The organism is Arthrobacter sp. H35-D1, assembly GCF_030063185.1.
In the GTDB taxonomy this organism is placed as follows: Bacteria; Actinomycetota; Actinomycetes; order Actinomycetales; family Micrococcaceae; genus Specibacter.
Genome location: NZ_JASISP010000005.1, coordinates 61,045 through 75,834 on the forward strand (window position 1 = coordinate 61,045; position 14,790 = coordinate 75,834).

General features: G+C 62.7%; 11 protein-coding genes. 4 read left to right on the top strand and 7 right to left on the bottom strand.

Annotation, left to right across the window (positions count from 1 at the left end; genetic code table 11):
* Positions 1–56 precede the first annotated feature (56 nt).
* Together QMG25_RS08160 and QMG25_RS08165 are read right to left on the bottom strand one after the other, a co-directional pair.
* Positions 57–215 (bottom strand): hypothetical protein, encoded by a 159-nt coding sequence (locus QMG25_RS08160; protein ID WP_283459114.1) that lies wholly within the window; start codon positions 213–215, stop codon positions 57–59.
* Positions 216–321: 106 nt separating this feature from the next.
* A complete protein-coding gene (locus QMG25_RS08165; protein ID WP_283459116.1) occupies positions 322–507 on the bottom strand; it encodes a CsbD family protein in 186 nt (61 codons plus the stop codon).
* Between the two features lie 204 nt (positions 508–711).
* On the opposite strand from QMG25_RS08165, the gene QMG25_RS08170 reads away from it, so the two are divergent.
* Both QMG25_RS08170 and QMG25_RS08175 read left to right on the top strand, forming a co-directional pair.
* Positions 712–1,974 (top strand): metal-dependent hydrolase family protein, encoded by a 1,263-nt coding sequence (locus tag QMG25_RS08170; protein ID WP_283459118.1) that lies wholly within the window; start codon positions 712–714, stop codon positions 1,972–1,974.
* A 16-nt stretch (positions 1,975–1,990) separates the two neighbouring features.
* Entirely contained in the window at positions 1,991–3,211 is a 1,221-nt protein-coding gene (locus QMG25_RS08175; protein WP_283459120.1) for a hypothetical protein, read from the top strand.
* Positions 3,212–3,282: 71 nt separating this feature from the next.
* Here the strand turns inward: QMG25_RS08175 and QMG25_RS08180 are convergent, their stop codons facing one another.
* The 4 genes from QMG25_RS08180 to QMG25_RS08195 all read right to left on the bottom strand — a co-directional run bounded on the left by QMG25_RS08180 (position 3,283) and on the right by QMG25_RS08195 (position 7,134).
* Positions 3,283–3,843, bottom strand: coding sequence for a GNAT family N-acetyltransferase (locus tag QMG25_RS08180; RefSeq protein WP_283459121.1), 561 nt, complete (start codon positions 3,841–3,843; stop codon positions 3,283–3,285).
* Complete coding sequence (locus tag QMG25_RS08185) at positions 3,840–4,751, bottom strand: glutaminase (protein ID WP_283459124.1); 912 nt, start codon at positions 4,749–4,751, stop codon at positions 3,840–3,842. Before QMG25_RS08185 ends, QMG25_RS08180 begins: the two co-directional genes overlap by 4 nt.
* Before the next feature lie 107 nt (positions 4,752–4,858).
* On the bottom strand, positions 4,859–5,599 hold the full coding sequence (locus QMG25_RS08190) for an amino acid ABC transporter ATP-binding protein (protein WP_283459126.1): 741 nt from the start codon (positions 5,597–5,599) through the stop codon (positions 4,859–4,861).
* Positions 5,596–7,134 carry an amino acid ABC transporter substrate-binding protein/permease gene (locus tag QMG25_RS08195; protein WP_283459128.1) on the bottom strand — a complete coding sequence of 513 codons (1,539 nt, stop codon included), beginning with the start codon at positions 7,132–7,134 and terminating at the stop codon, positions 5,596–5,598. The genes QMG25_RS08190 and QMG25_RS08195 overlap by 4 nt, the downstream gene beginning before the upstream one ends.
* A 379-nt stretch (positions 7,135–7,513) precedes the next feature.
* On the opposite strand from QMG25_RS08195, the gene QMG25_RS08200 reads away from it, so the two are divergent.
* Together QMG25_RS08200 and QMG25_RS08205 are read left to right on the top strand one after the other, a co-directional pair.
* Positions 7,514–9,925 (top strand): HNH endonuclease signature motif containing protein, encoded by a 2,412-nt coding sequence (locus tag QMG25_RS08200; protein ID WP_283459130.1) that lies wholly within the window; start codon positions 7,514–7,516, stop codon positions 9,923–9,925.
* Between the two features lie 289 nt (positions 9,926–10,214).
* Positions 10,215–11,696: an arylsulfatase gene (locus QMG25_RS08205; RefSeq protein ID WP_283459132.1), complete on the top strand. Its 1,482-nt coding sequence runs from the start codon at positions 10,215–10,217 to the stop codon at positions 11,694–11,696.
* Here QMG25_RS08205 and QMG25_RS08210 read toward each other — a convergent pair.
* Positions 11,693–14,788, bottom strand: coding sequence for a bifunctional [glutamine synthetase] adenylyltransferase/[glutamine synthetase]-adenylyl-L-tyrosine phosphorylase (locus QMG25_RS08210; protein ID WP_283459133.1), 3,096 nt, complete (start codon positions 14,786–14,788; stop codon positions 11,693–11,695). The two genes, QMG25_RS08205 and QMG25_RS08210, sit on opposite strands and share 4 nt — an antisense overlap.
* Between the last annotated feature and the right edge of the window lie 2 nt (positions 14,789–14,790).

The window sequence follows — 14,790 nt, forward strand, 5'->3', positions numbered from 1 at the left end:
TCATAGGTGCCAGCGCGTCACCGTCAGGTGACGATGCGCGCAGGACCTGGTTCCGGTTACTTGGACATGGCCTTCCGTCGCACCCAGCCGACCGCGGCTGTGGCGATGAACAGCACAATTCCAATGACGGCCAGCCAAAACAAACCTTTGATGACAAAGCCCAAAAGAACGAGGACCAGCCAGATAACAAGCAAGACAACTAGTATTTGCAGCATTCCCAAAATCTACCGCCATGGCATGCGGAACGCCAGCCGGTGGTAAATGAGTCAGGACCGGAACGAATTCTCCCGGTCCTGACTGTTGCCATGCGAGTTCTAGCAGCTAGTTGCCGGTAACGTCCTTGGCTGCATCCTTGACATGCTCTCCGGCCTGCTTGGCTTTCGCCGCGGCCTGGTCGGCTGCACCCTCTGCTTCAAGCTTCTGATTGTCCGTTGCATCGCCGGCAGTTTCCTTGGCTTTGCCCTTCATTTCCTGTGCCTTGTTGCCGATCTTATCTCCGAGTCCCATGGGGACCTCCTTCAATATGAATCCAACGTGGTTACGGTTCAGAATTTACGGACTGAAACTGGGAATTACCTGTGTGCCGAAAAGGACGTCCACCCGTGGCCGGCCAGTCCGGAGACATGCTGGCACTGGCGCAAATGCCGGGACTATGGTTGTAGGACACATTTGCCGGGAGGCAATGCCACCAGCGAGTGCCAGGAGGCAACAATGACCACCACATCAACAGTTTTCAAGAACGCCCACGTGTTCGACGGCGAGGATTTCCTCCCCGAACCCACCGACGTCGTCTTTGCCGACGGCGTAGTTGCCGCCGTCGGGCCTGGTGCCGGCGACGCCGAACAGCATGCAACAGCAATGGTTGTCGACTGCACGGGCAAAACGCTGCTTCCCGGCATGATCGACCTTCACATCCATGCCACCTCATCCAACCCAGGGTCCGTGCAGGCGTTCATCGAGCCGTTCTCGCTGCAGTTCTACGAGTCCGTACGCAACCTCGAGGCCACACTTCGCGCTGGTATCACCTCCGCCCGCGACGCTGGGGGCGCCGACCTGGGCGCCAAGGTCGCCCAGGAATCCGGGCTGCTCCAGGGACCCAGGCTGAGACTCGCAATCAGCATCATGTCCCAAACCGGCGGCCACGGCGACTTTTGGATGCCCTCAGGAGTCTCCTCCCCCGCGCTGGGCCCACACCCCGGCCGGCCCAGCGGTGTGGCAGACGGCGTCGAGGAAGTCCGCAAGGCCGTGCGCACGCTCCTGCGCGCCGGTGCCGACCAGATCAAGATCTGCTCTACTGGAGGAGTCCTCTCCCCCACCGACGACCCGCGCCACTCGCAGTTCAGCCTCGAAGAGATCAAGGTCATTGTTGAGGAAGCCGAGACCCAAGGCAAGTACGTCATGTCCCACGCGCAAGGCACCGCGGGGATCCGCAACGCGCTGGACGCCGGCGTGCGCACCATCGAGCACGGCATCTACCTTGACGACGAGACCATCCAAGCGTTCCTGGACCGCGATGCGTACTTGGTCCCCACGCTGGCCGCCCCCGCTGCGGTCATCAAAAAGGCCGAGGCCGGCAACAGCGGCTTGCCGCAACAGGTGATCGACAAGGCCTACCGGGTGTACGACGACCATCTGGCCTCGGTGAGCCGTGCCATCGAGGCGGGCGTGAAGATCGGAATGGGCACCGATTCAGGAGTTGGCGTCCATGGCGAGAACCTTGAGGAACTAGCCCTGTTGGCTGGCGCAGGGATGTCGCTGCGCCAGGTGTTGGCCTCCACAACCTCGATCGCCGGTGAACTCATCACCCCTGTCGGTGCAGTGGGCAGGCTGGCCGAGAACTACCTGGCCGACGCCGTCGTCCTCAACGGAAAACTGGAGTCGACCGACCAACTGTCCGGCCTCCGTTCCATGATCGAGCGGGTCTTCCAGAACGGCGTCCAACAATTCGAAACCGAAACCTCCCAGCAGCACTGATCCAAGGACAAACAACATGTTTGAATCACCGGTCTATGTGGTCACCATCATTTTGGCGTTGCTGGCCTTCGCCGAAGTCCTTTCCCTCGTCACCAAAGCGTGGGTTCCCTCGCTGCTGGTGATCATTGCCGGTTACCTGGTATTGCTGTGGACCGGGGTCCTGCCACCGGACCTGATCCCCAAATCGGCATTCACCACCGTGGGAGTCGTGCTGGTCGGCGCCGTAATCGCCCACATGGGCACCCTGATCCCGCTGCGGCAGATCAAGACGCAGTACAAGGCCATCCTGATCGCCCTGACCGGGATTCTCTTCGGCGCGGGGCTGATTCTGGCGGTGCTGGGGCCCGTGCTGGGCTACCCGACCGCCGTCGCCGGGACCGGGCCGGTCACCGGCGGTCTCATCGCCTACCTGATCACCGCACAAAAGCTCACCGAGGCCGGGCTGCCGTCACTGGTGGCGGTCGCTGCGATAGTGCTCGGGCTGCAGAGCCTTGTCGGCCTGCCGCTGGCCAACATCCTGCTGCGCAAGTACGCGACCAAGCTCCGCGACAACGGCGCGTTCGACGTCCCGGAGGCACCTGCCCCGTCCGCCTCCCCTAGGGACGACGCAGGGGCCGATTCCGCGGTGGCCGTCCAACAGGTGCTCGCGGCACCTCCCAAGCGCACGTTCCAGCTGGTCCCGGAGAAGTACCAGCAACCCTCGACCCTGCTATTTCTGCTGTTCATCGCCGCCAGCCTGGCGACCTGGTTGGATTCGCTGACCGGGCTGAACTACGGTGTCTGGGCGCTGCTGCTGGGCTTGCTGGGCCGCGTACTAGGGGTCTTTCCCGAAAAGGCTATGGAGAAGGCCAACGCCTTCGGTTTCGGGCTCATCGCCGTCATCGTCGTCATCATGGCGTCCGTAAGCGCCGTAACGTTCGAGACAGTCAGGGCGACCATCGGACCGGCGATCCTCATCTTGGCCGTCGGAGCAATCGGCATTATGATCGGTGGATGGCTGGCGTCCAAACTTTTCAGGTGGGATCCACTCAAGGGCATGCCAATCGCTTTGACCGCCCTCTTCGGCTTCCCTGGCGACTTCATGCTCTGCCAGGAAGTCAGCCGCTCCGTCGGCCGGAACGAACACGAACGCAAGGCGATCTTCGACGAACTCGTTACACCCATGCTGGTTGCCGGTTTCACCACCGTTACCACCGCTTCCATCCTGGTCGCCTCAATCCTGGTGTCCACGCTCTAGAAGGAGCTTGGTAGGTTGCGGGCGGTTTACGGGCAGGTGGGGGCATTTTCCGGCGAGTGCTGCAAAGAGCGTCAACCCTTGTTAACGAAGGGAAGATGCAGGGTCCGCTGCGGGCCGGACCGGCCGCCGAGGTACTGTCCGCGATCCATAAAACCGGCCTTCAAGTACGCGGCCCTTCCGGCCAGGTTGCGCTCATTCACGCTGAGCACAACGCCTGTGGCAGGCAATCCAAACCGTCGGACCAGGTCCGCAGCCTGGTTCACGGCCGCCAAAGTGGCCCCTGCGCCATGCCCGAGCCCTTGGCAGCTCCTGTCGATGAGGAAGCCGCGCAGGAGCACTGCGTCGTCGGCGTCCTGCCAGCCCGCTTCGGTTGCCACTCCCACGTGCAGCACGCCCATGCCAACCACCTTGTCTGCATGACTGCCGGACGGACTGGCCAGGATCGCGAAAGGGTGCCGTGCCGAGTCCGCCAATGCCGTGGCCAGCATCTCGGCGGGCTCCCCCACAAAGGCCGCCTGGCCCGTTGCCAGCAGCAGACCCGACACTTCAGTCGCCAGCCGCTCAAGGACGGGGCCGTCCAAGGACTTCAAGGGGACCACACTGACTTTGCTCTTCAAATGCCGGGTGCTCAAAAAATCGACCAGTCGGTCTTGGCAGTGAACGCATCCAGGGCGGCGATGCCGGCCATCGAGTTGCCGTTGGGGCCCAGCGCCGGTCCCCACACCGTCACCGAGCAGATGCCGGGGACGATCGCCACAATGCCTCCGCCCACGCCGCCTTTGCAAGGGACGCCCACACGGTAGGCGAACTCCCCCGCAGCGTCGTAAGTTCCGCAGGTGAGCATCACCGCGTTGACGCGCTTGCTCTGGTTGGGGCTCAGGAACGGCGTACCACCCGTTGCGACACCGTTCCGGGCCAGGAACAACGATGCCTTGGCCAGATCTTCGCACGACATTTTAAGCGCACATTGCTTGAAGTAGTTGGAGAGGACATCGTCCACGGGGTTTTCGAGGTTGCCGTAGCTGGCCAGCAGATGGGCCATGGAGGCGTTGCGGTGTCCGTGGTCTGCCTCGGAGGCGGCAACCACCTCGTCTACATCGACCTCGGGGTTCCCGGATTCACTGCGCAGCAGCCCACGCACCGAAGCTGCTGCATCCCCTGTCAATGTCAGCAGCCTGTCGGTCACCACCAATGCGCCGGCGTTGATGAAGGGATTGCGGGGTATGCCCTGGTCCGCCTCGAGCTGGACCATGGAATTGAAGGGGGTGCCGGACGGTTCGCGAAACACCCTCTTCCAGATGGAGTCGTAGTCATATGACATCACCAGGGCAAGCGAGAAGATCTTGGAAATGCTCTGAATGGAAAACGGCTGGCGCCAATCCCCCGCACCATACACGCCGCCGTCGGCCATGGCCACGCAGATGCCAAACTTGTCCGGGGAGATTTCACTCAGGCTGGGAATATAGGAAGCAACCGCCCCCTGCCGGCCCATTGAGCCAATGTTCACCACTATCTCGTCCAGGATCCCCTGCATGTCCATCGCGCGCGCTCCAAAACTGTTGTGTCGGCGTCGTTCCAACAAACCGTGCCCAAAGTTGTACTAAAAGGTGGCAGGGGCCAGCAACCGGGCCGGCCCCTGCGAAAGCGCTAGAGAACCTTTGCCAGGAATTCCTGCAGTCGCGGCTGTTGCGCGTTGGAGAACATGGCGTCGGGGGTGCCTTCCTCGCAAATATATCCGTCATCCATGAAGATGACACGGTCGGCAACTTCACGGGCGAAGCCCATCTCATGGGTCACCACCACCATGGTCATGCCCTCGGCGGCCAGGTCACGGATGACCTGCAGCACCTCGCCCACCATCTCCGGGTCAAGGGCGCTGGTGGCCTCGTCGAAGAGCATGATGTCCGGGTTCATGGCCAGCGCGCGTGCAATGGCCACGCGCTGCTTCTGGCCGCCGGAGAGCGAACCGGGGCGTGCATCGGCCTTCTCGACCAGATCCACGCGCTTGAGCAGGTCCATGCCCTTCGCCCGGGCGGCCGCCTTGTCCAGCTTCTTCAACTCAACCGGGGCCAGCATGATGTTTTGCAGCACCGTCATGTGCGGGAACAGGTTGAAGTGCTGGAACACCATGCCAATGTTTTGGCGCACGGCGTTCAGGTCAACCTTCGGGTCCGTCAGGTCAAAACCGTTGACTTCCACGGTGCCGCCACTGGTGTCCTCAAGCTTGTTCAGGCAGCGCAGGAACGTGGACTTCCCCGATCCAGAGGGGCCAATGACACACACCACCTCGCCCTCGACAATGTCCACATCAAGGCCCTTGAGCACTTCATTGGCGCCAAAGGACTTCTTCAGGCCCTTGACACTGATTTTTGCTTTGCTTGCGCTCATTTGTTGAACTTCCTGTCCACGACGTTGGAAAGCTGGGTCAAGGCGGTGATGACAATGAAGTACAGCGCCGCCACAATCAGCAGGGTCTCGCCGGTGCGGAAGTTCGAGGCGTAGATCTGCTGGCCTTGGTAGGTCAATTCCGCAAAGCCGATGACAGCCAGCAAGGAGGTGTCCTTCAAGGTGATGACGAACTGGTTGATGAACGACGGCGTCATGATCTTGACCGCCTGCGGTACCACTACACGGCGCATGGAGGTGACGTAGCCCAGGCCCAGGCTGCGGCTGGCTTCCAGCTGTCCGGCGTCGACGGACTGGATGCCGCCGCGGACAATTTCGGTCATGTAGGCACCGGCGTTCAAGCTCAGGGTGATGACGCCGGCGGCCAGTACACTAAGGGGCTGCCCTGTCATCTGCGGCAGGCCGAAGTAAAAGAAGAACGCTTGCACCAGCAGCGGGGTGCCGCGGAAGATTGCCACATACGTCGTGGCGATGCCGCGCAGAATCCTGCTTTCGGCGACCTTGAAGAAGCCAAAGACGACGCCAAGCACCAGCGCTATGGCCAGCGACAGCACAGTGGCGACCATTGTCAGCCACAGGCCCTTCATCAGCGCCGGAAAGCTGTCCTTGACGAGCTGGAAGAAGCCGCCTTGCTCCTCCACCTCGGACTTGGCCAAGTACTTGTCAAGGATCTTCTGGTATTCGCCATTGGCTTTAAGGTTGGCCAAGCCCGAATCGAATGCTGCCAGCAGATCCTGGTTCTGGCCCTTGTTGACTGCGAACCCGTAGGAACTGCCTTGTTCCTTCTCCGTGACGATCTTCAGTCCATTGTTTTGGCTGACGCCGTAGGCAAGCACCGGATAGTCGTCGAAGACGGCCACGGAATTGCCGGCCTTGACGTCGTCGTACATGGTGGCCGAGTCGGCAAGCGCCTTGACCGTGAAGCCGTACTCGCCCTTGATGGAGTTGGCGAACGTTTCGCCCTCGCTGCCGCGCTTGGCGACTACAGTTTTTCCCTTGAGGTCTTCGTAGGACTTGATGTCCTGGTTATTTTTGGTAACAGCCATCTGCACGCCGGAGTCAAAGTAGGGAGCAGAGAAGTCAAAAACCTTTTTGCGCTCGTCCGTGATGGACATGCCGGCGATGACGCCCGACACTTGGTTCGACTGCAAGGCCTGCAGTGCGGCGTCGAAGCCAAGGGATTTGACATCAACTTCGAAGCCCTGATCCGTGGCAATGGCCCGCAAGAGGTCCATGTCAATGCCCACGAGCTCGCCGCTACCGTCACGGAACTCAAAGGGCGCAAAAGTGGTATCCGTGGCAATCGCGAACGTCTTGCCCTTGACGTCAGTGTGAACGGCTCCGGTTTGCACGGTCGAACCGAGCGGAAGGGGTGCACTTTGGTCTGCGAGGGTGGCCGGAGCCGTCAGCGCCGACGCCCCGCCGATCCCGAAGAACATGATGGCAACAGTAAAAAAGGCGGCGAGAGCGGCAAAAGTGCCACCTCTGCGCCGCCACATGGGTGGACGCCTCAGCATAAATTTTCCCTTGAAATGGTGTTTCGACCCGCGTTGGCCGAATGAAGTACCCCTCGACGGTACAGGTTTTGCCTGCCCCATGCGATGCACGCCACGATTGCGCTCACCTCACCGGCGCGCTTGGCGCCACCGACGTCCAACTTTTGAAACGTTGTTCTCTGGATGTCCGTCTCCGACGCGTCGAACATTCGCCGGAAACTTCGTGCAATCGTGGCCCTGCATGCACGACTTCCAATGGATAGGCGGCCATCGGTGTTGATTAAGCGTGTCGTATCCGGTGCTCGGGATTGACGGGACCGGTGGTGGAACGCTGCGAATTATTCGTATCTATGTACGCGTATCTATTGCAGTTACATAACGGTGAGGGTATTATGGGGGTATGAGTAGTCGGGAGGAGTTCCCCGGGGACCGGGGCTTTCCAGCCACAGCGGATGTGGCTGCACTGCTTGGTGCGATCACTCTTCCTTCCATTGAACCCTTTGGCCCTGACACTGCGGCACTGGCAGGCCTGCCGGGGTTTATTCCTTTTCCTCCCCCGGTTCCCGAGCCGCCCTCGCGGGTGGGGGTTGCCCGGGCCGTGTACGACGCCGGAATCCAGGCGTTGCTGGTGTTGAAGCGCCTCGAAGACGCCACCGCGGCCTGCAAGGCAGAACTTGTCGCCCGGATCATCGCAGCAGCGAACGTCGAGGGCACCGCGGTGGGTCTTGATTCCTGGCAGGCAGGAATCGCCGAAGCCAGTGCCTGCACCGACATCGCCTTGACCCTGTGTCTTCCCGAACGCACTGTCACCGCGCTGGCGCACCACAGCACCGCCCTGACCACCACCCACCGACACACCCTGGCAGCACTGCACGCCGGGGTGCTCTCCTACCGCCACGCGGGGCTGATCGTGGATGAATGCAACACCCTGGCCGAAACCCCCACCATCACCGCCGAACAGATCACCGTCTTTGAACAACGCCTGCTGCGCCTGGCCCCGGGCACCACAGCCTCCGGATTCGCCTCCAAAGCCCGCCGCGCCAGGGAAAGCACCCACCCGGAAACCATGACCACCGCCACCCGCCAGGCCTACCGGCACCGGGCCATGACCCTGGACCCCGGACGCGACGGAATGTCCTGGCTCACCCTGCACATCCCCACCATCAGCGCCGAAGCCATCTGGGTCCACGCCACCCGCACAGCACGCACCATCAAACACAACACCACCGGACCAGGCAACAACAACGATGGCAACGGCGGCAAGCCCGGCCGGGGCAGCCAGCAGAGCGATAACGGCAGCGGGGAGCACAGGACCCTGGCGCAACTACGCGTCGACGTCGCCACCACCCTCCTCCTCAACCAACAACCCCTCCCCACCCCAGCCAGCAACACCGACAACGGCCACACCGACCACGACAACGCCGATGCTGGTGACAACGGCAACACTGGTGCCGGAAAGAACCACTCAGGAAGCAATGCTAGCCACGGTGACGCCAGCACTGGCAGCATGGGCAGCCACAGCAACGATACGGATAGTTCAGAGCCCCCGAACCAGGCCGGCGACGTCCCGTTCGGTGCGAACTCCGCTTTCGGAGTCTCGCTCATCGAAGAAGCACCGCCATGGGCGCACCGCAACCCCAGCGACGACATCGACGACGACGGCGACACAGACACCACAGACGGCGGCGAGGACAACGACGATGCAGACGGTGCCGACGGTGCCGCCAACTCGGATAATGCAGGACCCGCCGCCACCGGTGACCAGGAAAGCGCTGCCACCGGCAAAAGTGCCCCTGGCGCAAGCTCCACACAACCCACTGCCAGCGAAAACACCACCACCACCGGCAACAAGACGATGAAAAACAGCCCCAGAGCCGGCCAAGACGCCGACCCGGATGCGGCGGAACACCCTGCTGGTGCGGGACACCCTGATCGTGTGGAGCACGACGGAGGTGAGCCGCCCGAGGCCGGGGTGGAAGACGTGCCCGTGGTCGGGGAACTCCTCAGCGATGGATCAGGCTACATTGACGGGGTCGTGGACGGAATCCCGGAACATCCCGAACAGGACTACCTCGACCAACTCGAAGCAATCCGAACCCACCACACCATCACCGACCCTCCCATGCCCAAAGCCCTGGTCTTGGTCACCGTGCCGTTCCTGTCCGCGCTGAACATCACCGATGAACCAGGCGAACTCGTCGGCACCGGCCCCGTCCCCGCCCCGATCGCCCGGAAACTCCTCGCCAACTCCACCACGTTCCTGCGCGTACTCACCGACCCCGTCACCGATGAGCCCTTGGCAATGAACCCCACCCGATACACGATCCGCGAAACCGAAAAAGCTGTCCTGCGCGCCCTCGCCGGAGGCTGTTATGTCCCCAACTGCCCCAACCCCGTCATGGACACCGACACCGACCACCTCCAAGCATTCGAACACGGCGGGGAAACCACCCTGGCCAACCAACGCCCCGCCTGCAAGCGCCACCACCACCTCAAACACTTCACAGACGACAAAGACCAACACGGGAACTACCGCCGCGAACACGACCCCCAACGCACCACGATCCGCCTCCGCGGCTGGAAACCCCTGCCCGCCAACGACGGCACCACCGCCTGGCTCAGCCCCTCCGGCACATACCACCCACCCCAATACCAGGAACCCCGACCACCAGCCTTCCCCAAATGGCTCAAGAAAAAACTCAACAACGCCCTCAACACCAACCTCCACACCACCGCACCCACCACCAACCCCACCCACACAAGCCCACTAGAACAATTCCTCATCACCTACACCCACAAACACCACAAATAACGCCATGGCACAGCCAACGCAGCGATGACGCGATGAGACCAAAAAGGGCAGAAGATCGCTAAGAAGTTCCTCGCCCGGATGTTGGATGAACAATTCCACGTGGACCGATGTGGGCTGACGCATAGGCGGACCAGGTGGTCCGGAATCGGCCAGATCGACCCAAAGCCTCTCGGCCAAGACCGACGCTCACCAACCGGCTTCGAGCGTCACCCTTGGTAAGTAGCTATCGAGTACGGTGGAGGTGTTCCAGATGACTTGCCGCCGCATGGCGGCCCAAAGAAAGCAGCAAATGGACAAGCCCAATGTGATCCTCATTTGTGCCGATGAATGGCGCGGCGACGCTCTTGGCGCGGAAGGACATCCCTACGTCCAAACACCGCATCTGGATGAGTTGGCAGGCAAGGGGGCCCGCTTCCGGCACGCTTATTCGGCCACCCCCACGTGCGTCCCAGCCCGGGTCGCCTTGTTTACCGGCCAGTCTCAGGAACGGCATGGTCGCGTTGGCTACCAAGAGGGCGTGAACTTCGACGACGTCCATCCCGTCACGCTGCAAGGCGAGTTTCGCAAGGCTGGCTACCAAAGCCAGGCCATTGGCAAACTCCATGTCTATCCCGAGCGCAGCCGCGTGGGCTTTGACGACGTCATCCTGCACGACGGCTTCCTGCACTTTGCTCGCAAGGAGCACAAACGCGACTTCAAGTTCTTCGACGACTACGTCCCGTGGCTGCGCCGCCAGCCGGGCGTCACCCCCGACGAGGAGTACTTCGACCACGGCGCAGGCTGCAACTCAACCGTGGCCAGGCCGTGGGACAAGCCTGAACGACTGCACCCCACATCATGGGCCGGAACCCAAGCCGTCGAGTGGCTGTACCGCCGCGACCCAACCCGTCCGTTCTTCCTTTACCTGTCCTTTCACCGTCCGCATCCGCCGTACGATCCGCCGGCCTGGGCGATGGACATGTACCTTGACCTGCCGGCCTTCAAGCGACGACTGGGCGACTGGGAAAACCACTATGAGTCGGTGCGCACAGACGGCAACCACCAGCTCGCCTTTGGCAAGCTTTCGGAGGCCGTCACACATCGGGCAAGGGCCGGATACTACGGGTTGATGACCCAGATAGACTTCCAGCTCATGCGTCTGATTGAAGCGCTGAACGAGTTTGGGCTGGCCGACGACACCATCCTTGCCTTCACGTCCGACCACGGCGAAATGCTCGGCGACCACGACTTCTATCGCAAGGCCGTCGGCTACGAGGGTTCCGCCCGAGTGCCCTTGATCGTCTGCCCCTCACCCAACGACGCCTCCGCCACGCGCGGGGCCGTTGTGGATGAAGTGGTGGAGCTGCGAGACGTCATGCCCACCCTGCTGGAACTGGCCGGTGTCCCCGTCCCCGAGTCCTGTGATGGAAAGTCCCTGGCACGATTCGTGCGCTCTGCCGCGGCGGATCCGCAGGAACCGTGGCGGGAGTGGTTGCACGGCGAGCACGTGTACTTCGGCCAGTCCCTGCAATGGGTCACCGACGGCCACATCAAATACCTGTGGGCTTCGGAATGGGGAACCCAGGAACTGTTCAACCTCGACGACGATCCTGGGGAGTTGCACAACCTGGCCCCGTTGCAGGAACATGCAGGGCTTCTGGCCCTGTGGAAAGGCCGCCTCATCGCGGACCTCACCGGCCGTGAGGAAGGCTTCGTGCACGACGGCGAACTGGTCACCGGAGTGCCGGTTGTCACCATGCTCTCGCACGCTCGGGCCCGCATGACAGGCTAGCCGTAGAACAAGTGCTCAAAGACGCCGCGGGCGCGGCGGGTCAGGCTCAGATAGTCCTCTTCAAAAGCAGCTGCTTGGCCGGGTTCGTAGCCACACCACCGGGCAATGGCTTCCAGATCCCGCCTGTCCGATGGCAGAACATCGGAATTTTTTCCCGTCCACATCACGATGGCGTTGCGGATCTTGCCTGCCAAGCGCCACGCCGACTCAAGGATTTCCGCATCCGTCGCGTCCACCAGGCCGATGGCGGCAGCGGCGTGCAACGCGGCAATGGTTTGCGTGGTCTGCAGTTCCGGGTGTGTGTGGGCATGCTGGAGCTGCCACAGCTGGACAAGCCATTCAACGTCGCTGAGCCCGCCCCGACCCAGCTTCACATGGCGGGATGGATCGGCACCGCGCGGCAAGCGTTCGCCTTCCATGCGCGCTTTGAGACGCTTGATCTCGCGCTGGTCCGCTTCGGAAATGTTTCTTGGATAGCGGATGGGGTCGGCCATCTCCACGAAGTCCAAGGCAAGGCTGTCGGAGCCTGCCATCGGCCTGGCGCGCAGCAGCGCCTGCGCTTCCCACGCTGAGGACCAGCGGGCATAATATTCCCGGTAAGCGTCCAGGGAACGGACCAACGGGCCCTTGCGCCCTTCGGGGCGCAGGTCTGCGTCAATGCTGAGCACCCGCTCAGCCTGGATGGCCGGGCGAACCGGCGCGGTGAGCAGGGACACCAACTTCTGCACAATGGCCTTGGCCTGTTGTCCCGCTTGCTCCATCAGTTGCTCGGGAAGACCCTCCACTGGACGGTGCACGAACAGGACGTCGGCATCGGATCCGTAACCGATCTCCCGTCCGCCCTGGCGCCCCATGGCGACCACCAGCATTTTGGTCATGGCTGGTCCGCCCGCCTGCACCTCGGTTTCAGCAACCATCAGGCTGCCCAGGACGGCGGCCCTGTCCGTGTCGCTAAGCGCCTGGGAAACGTGGTCCTGGTCCAGGAGGCCGCAAGAGTCGGCGATGGCCACGCGCAGAATTTCCCGCTGCCGGATGAGCCTGATCAACCGAATGGACTCCATGGTTTCCCCGTGGCGCACAAAGGTGGACTGGATCTCCGCCCACTGCGCGGAGAAGCTCTGCGGCACCAGGTCCTTGGCGTTGCCCAGCCAAGCCGTGGCTTCCGGGGACACCTCCAACCGGTCGCTGATCAGCCTTGAGCTGGAAAGCAGGTGGCACAGCCGTTCGGCCGCAGCCTGATGGTCGCGCAACATGCCCAGATACCAGTGCGAGGTCCCCAATGCATCGCTGACCCGGCGGAAATTGAGCAGGCCGGCGTCGGCGTCGACGCCGGCGGCCAGCCAGCCAAGCAGAACAGGCAACAACTGCCGTTGCAGTGCGGCACGGCGGCTCACCCCTGCCGTCAAGGCCTCAATGTGGCGCACCGCGCCTTCAGTGTCCCGGTAGCCCAACGCTGCCAGACGGGCTCGCGCCGCATCCGTGGTCAGTGCCGCATCCTCGGAGCTGAGGTTCGCAACCCTGGCCAAAATGGGGCGGTAGAAGATCTGCTCGTGCAAGGAACTGACGGACCGCTTGACCTTTGCCCAATCTGCCAGGAGCGACTCGGCACTGGGTCTTTTCACGCTCAACGGACCTTCCAGTGCCCGTGCCAATGCCCGCAATTGATCGGGCGCCGTGGGCATGGTGTGGGTGCGGCGCATCTGCACAAGCTGGATCCTGTGTTCCAAGACCCGCAGGAAGGTGTAGTGCCCAAGCATCAGCGCAGCGTCGGTGCGGCCGACGTACCCGGCCTTCACCAGGGCATCAATGGCGGCGGTGGTGGACCGGACTCGCAAACTGGTGTCATTCTTGCCATGGACAAGTTGCAGCAGCTGGACAGTGAACTCCACATCGCGCAACCCTCCCCGGCCCAGCTTGATCTGACGTGCCGACTCGGCGTCGGGAATGTGGGCCGTAACCCGTCGGCGCATGGCCTGGACGGATCCCACAAAGCCGTCGCGTTCCGATGAGGACCAAATCAGCGGCGCAACAGCTTCCTCAAACGCCGTGCCCAACTCCTTGTCCCCCGCGATGGCGCGCGCCTTCAGCAAGGCTTGAAACTCCCAGCTCTGCGCCCAGCGATGGTAGTAGGCCAGATAGGACTCCAGTGTCCGGACCAGCTGCCCGTCCTTGCCCTCCGGACGCAGATTCGCGTCGACCTCCCACAGGCCTGGTTCACGTTCCGCCGCATAAATGGTCCGTGAGACGGCCCCGGCCAGGGCATTGCCGATCCGTGCCACGTGCCCGTCGTCCAGATCGCCCGCATGGCCCGCGCCCGGGGTGTGCGAACCGCCCGAGGCGGGTTCGCCGTCGTGCAACAGATCGGCGACGTACATGACGTCAACATCGGAAATGTAGTTCAACTCCCGAGCCCCGCACTTGCCCATGCCGATGACGGCCAGACGCACCGCAGCAACATTCTCCACCCCGGCAGTTGCGCCCACTTCATTGCGGGCCACCGCCAAGGCAGCCTCGACCGCGGCGGCTGCCAGATCCGCCAGTTCGGCGCCCACCAACGGCATAGCCTCCTGCGGGGCAGCGGCCCCAAGGTCCCGCAACGCCAGCTCGCATAGGTGCCGGCGGTACCGAGTGCGCAAGGCAATGCGTGCTTCGGTGCCGGACAGCGTCGCCACAGGCGTCGCCGCCGCCGGGTCCGCGCCCACCGCGTGCAGCAGCGAATCCCGCAGCGCTTCACTGTCAATCGGCACCGGTTCGGGGGAAGCCACGGCATCGACCACGTCAAGGTGTTCGGGGTGGCGCATCAGGAAATCGGCCAGGGCCTCCGAAGCACCCAACAGCCTGAACAGCCCCTCGTTGGCGACCGACTCCCCCGTCTCCGGATCAAGCACGCTCAGCTTGGCGGAGCTCTCGGGCACGGCACTGATCAACCGCACAAGCGACTGCAACGCCAGATCGGGGTTGTCGGCCACGGACAGGGCATCAAGGAGCCAGAGTTGGTCCAGCTCCGCCAGTTCGGAAAATCCCAGGAACCGCTCGCACGTTTCCAAGTCGGAGAAGCCACGGGTGATGAGGGTGCGGGTCAGCGAACTCATGG

Bases quoted from the DNA above. Each gene is read 5' to 3' on its own strand.
- QMG25_RS08190 (WP_283459126.1), bottom strand. From the start codon at position 5,599: ATGAGCGCAAGCAAAGCAAAAATCAGTGTCAAGGGCCTGAAGAAGTCC.
- QMG25_RS08200 (WP_283459130.1), top strand. From the start codon at position 7,514: ATGAGTAGTCGGGAGGAGTTCCCCGGGGACCGGGGCTTTCCAGCCACA.
- QMG25_RS08185 (WP_283459124.1), bottom strand. From the start codon at position 4,751: ATGGACATGCAGGGGATCCTGGACGAGATAGTGGTGAACATTGGCTCA.
- QMG25_RS08210 (WP_283459133.1), bottom strand. From the start codon at position 14,788: ATGAGTTCGCTGACCCGCACCCTCATCACCCGTGGCTTCTCCGACTTG.
- QMG25_RS08205 (WP_283459132.1), top strand. From the start codon at position 10,215: ATGGACAAGCCCAATGTGATCCTCATTTGTGCCGATGAATGGCGCGGC.
- QMG25_RS08195 (WP_283459128.1), bottom strand. From the start codon at position 7,134: ATGCTGAGGCGTCCACCCATGTGGCGGCGCAGAGGTGGCACTTTTGCC.
- QMG25_RS08165 (WP_283459116.1), bottom strand. From the start codon at position 507: ATGGGACTCGGAGATAAGATCGGCAACAAGGCACAGGAAATGAAGGGC.
- QMG25_RS08175 (WP_283459120.1), top strand. From the start codon at position 1,991: ATGTTTGAATCACCGGTCTATGTGGTCACCATCATTTTGGCGTTGCTG.
- QMG25_RS08160 (WP_283459114.1), bottom strand. From the start codon at position 215: ATGCTGCAAATACTAGTTGTCTTGCTTGTTATCTGGCTGGTCCTCGTT.
- QMG25_RS08170 (WP_283459118.1), top strand. From the start codon at position 712: ATGACCACCACATCAACAGTTTTCAAGAACGCCCACGTGTTCGACGGC.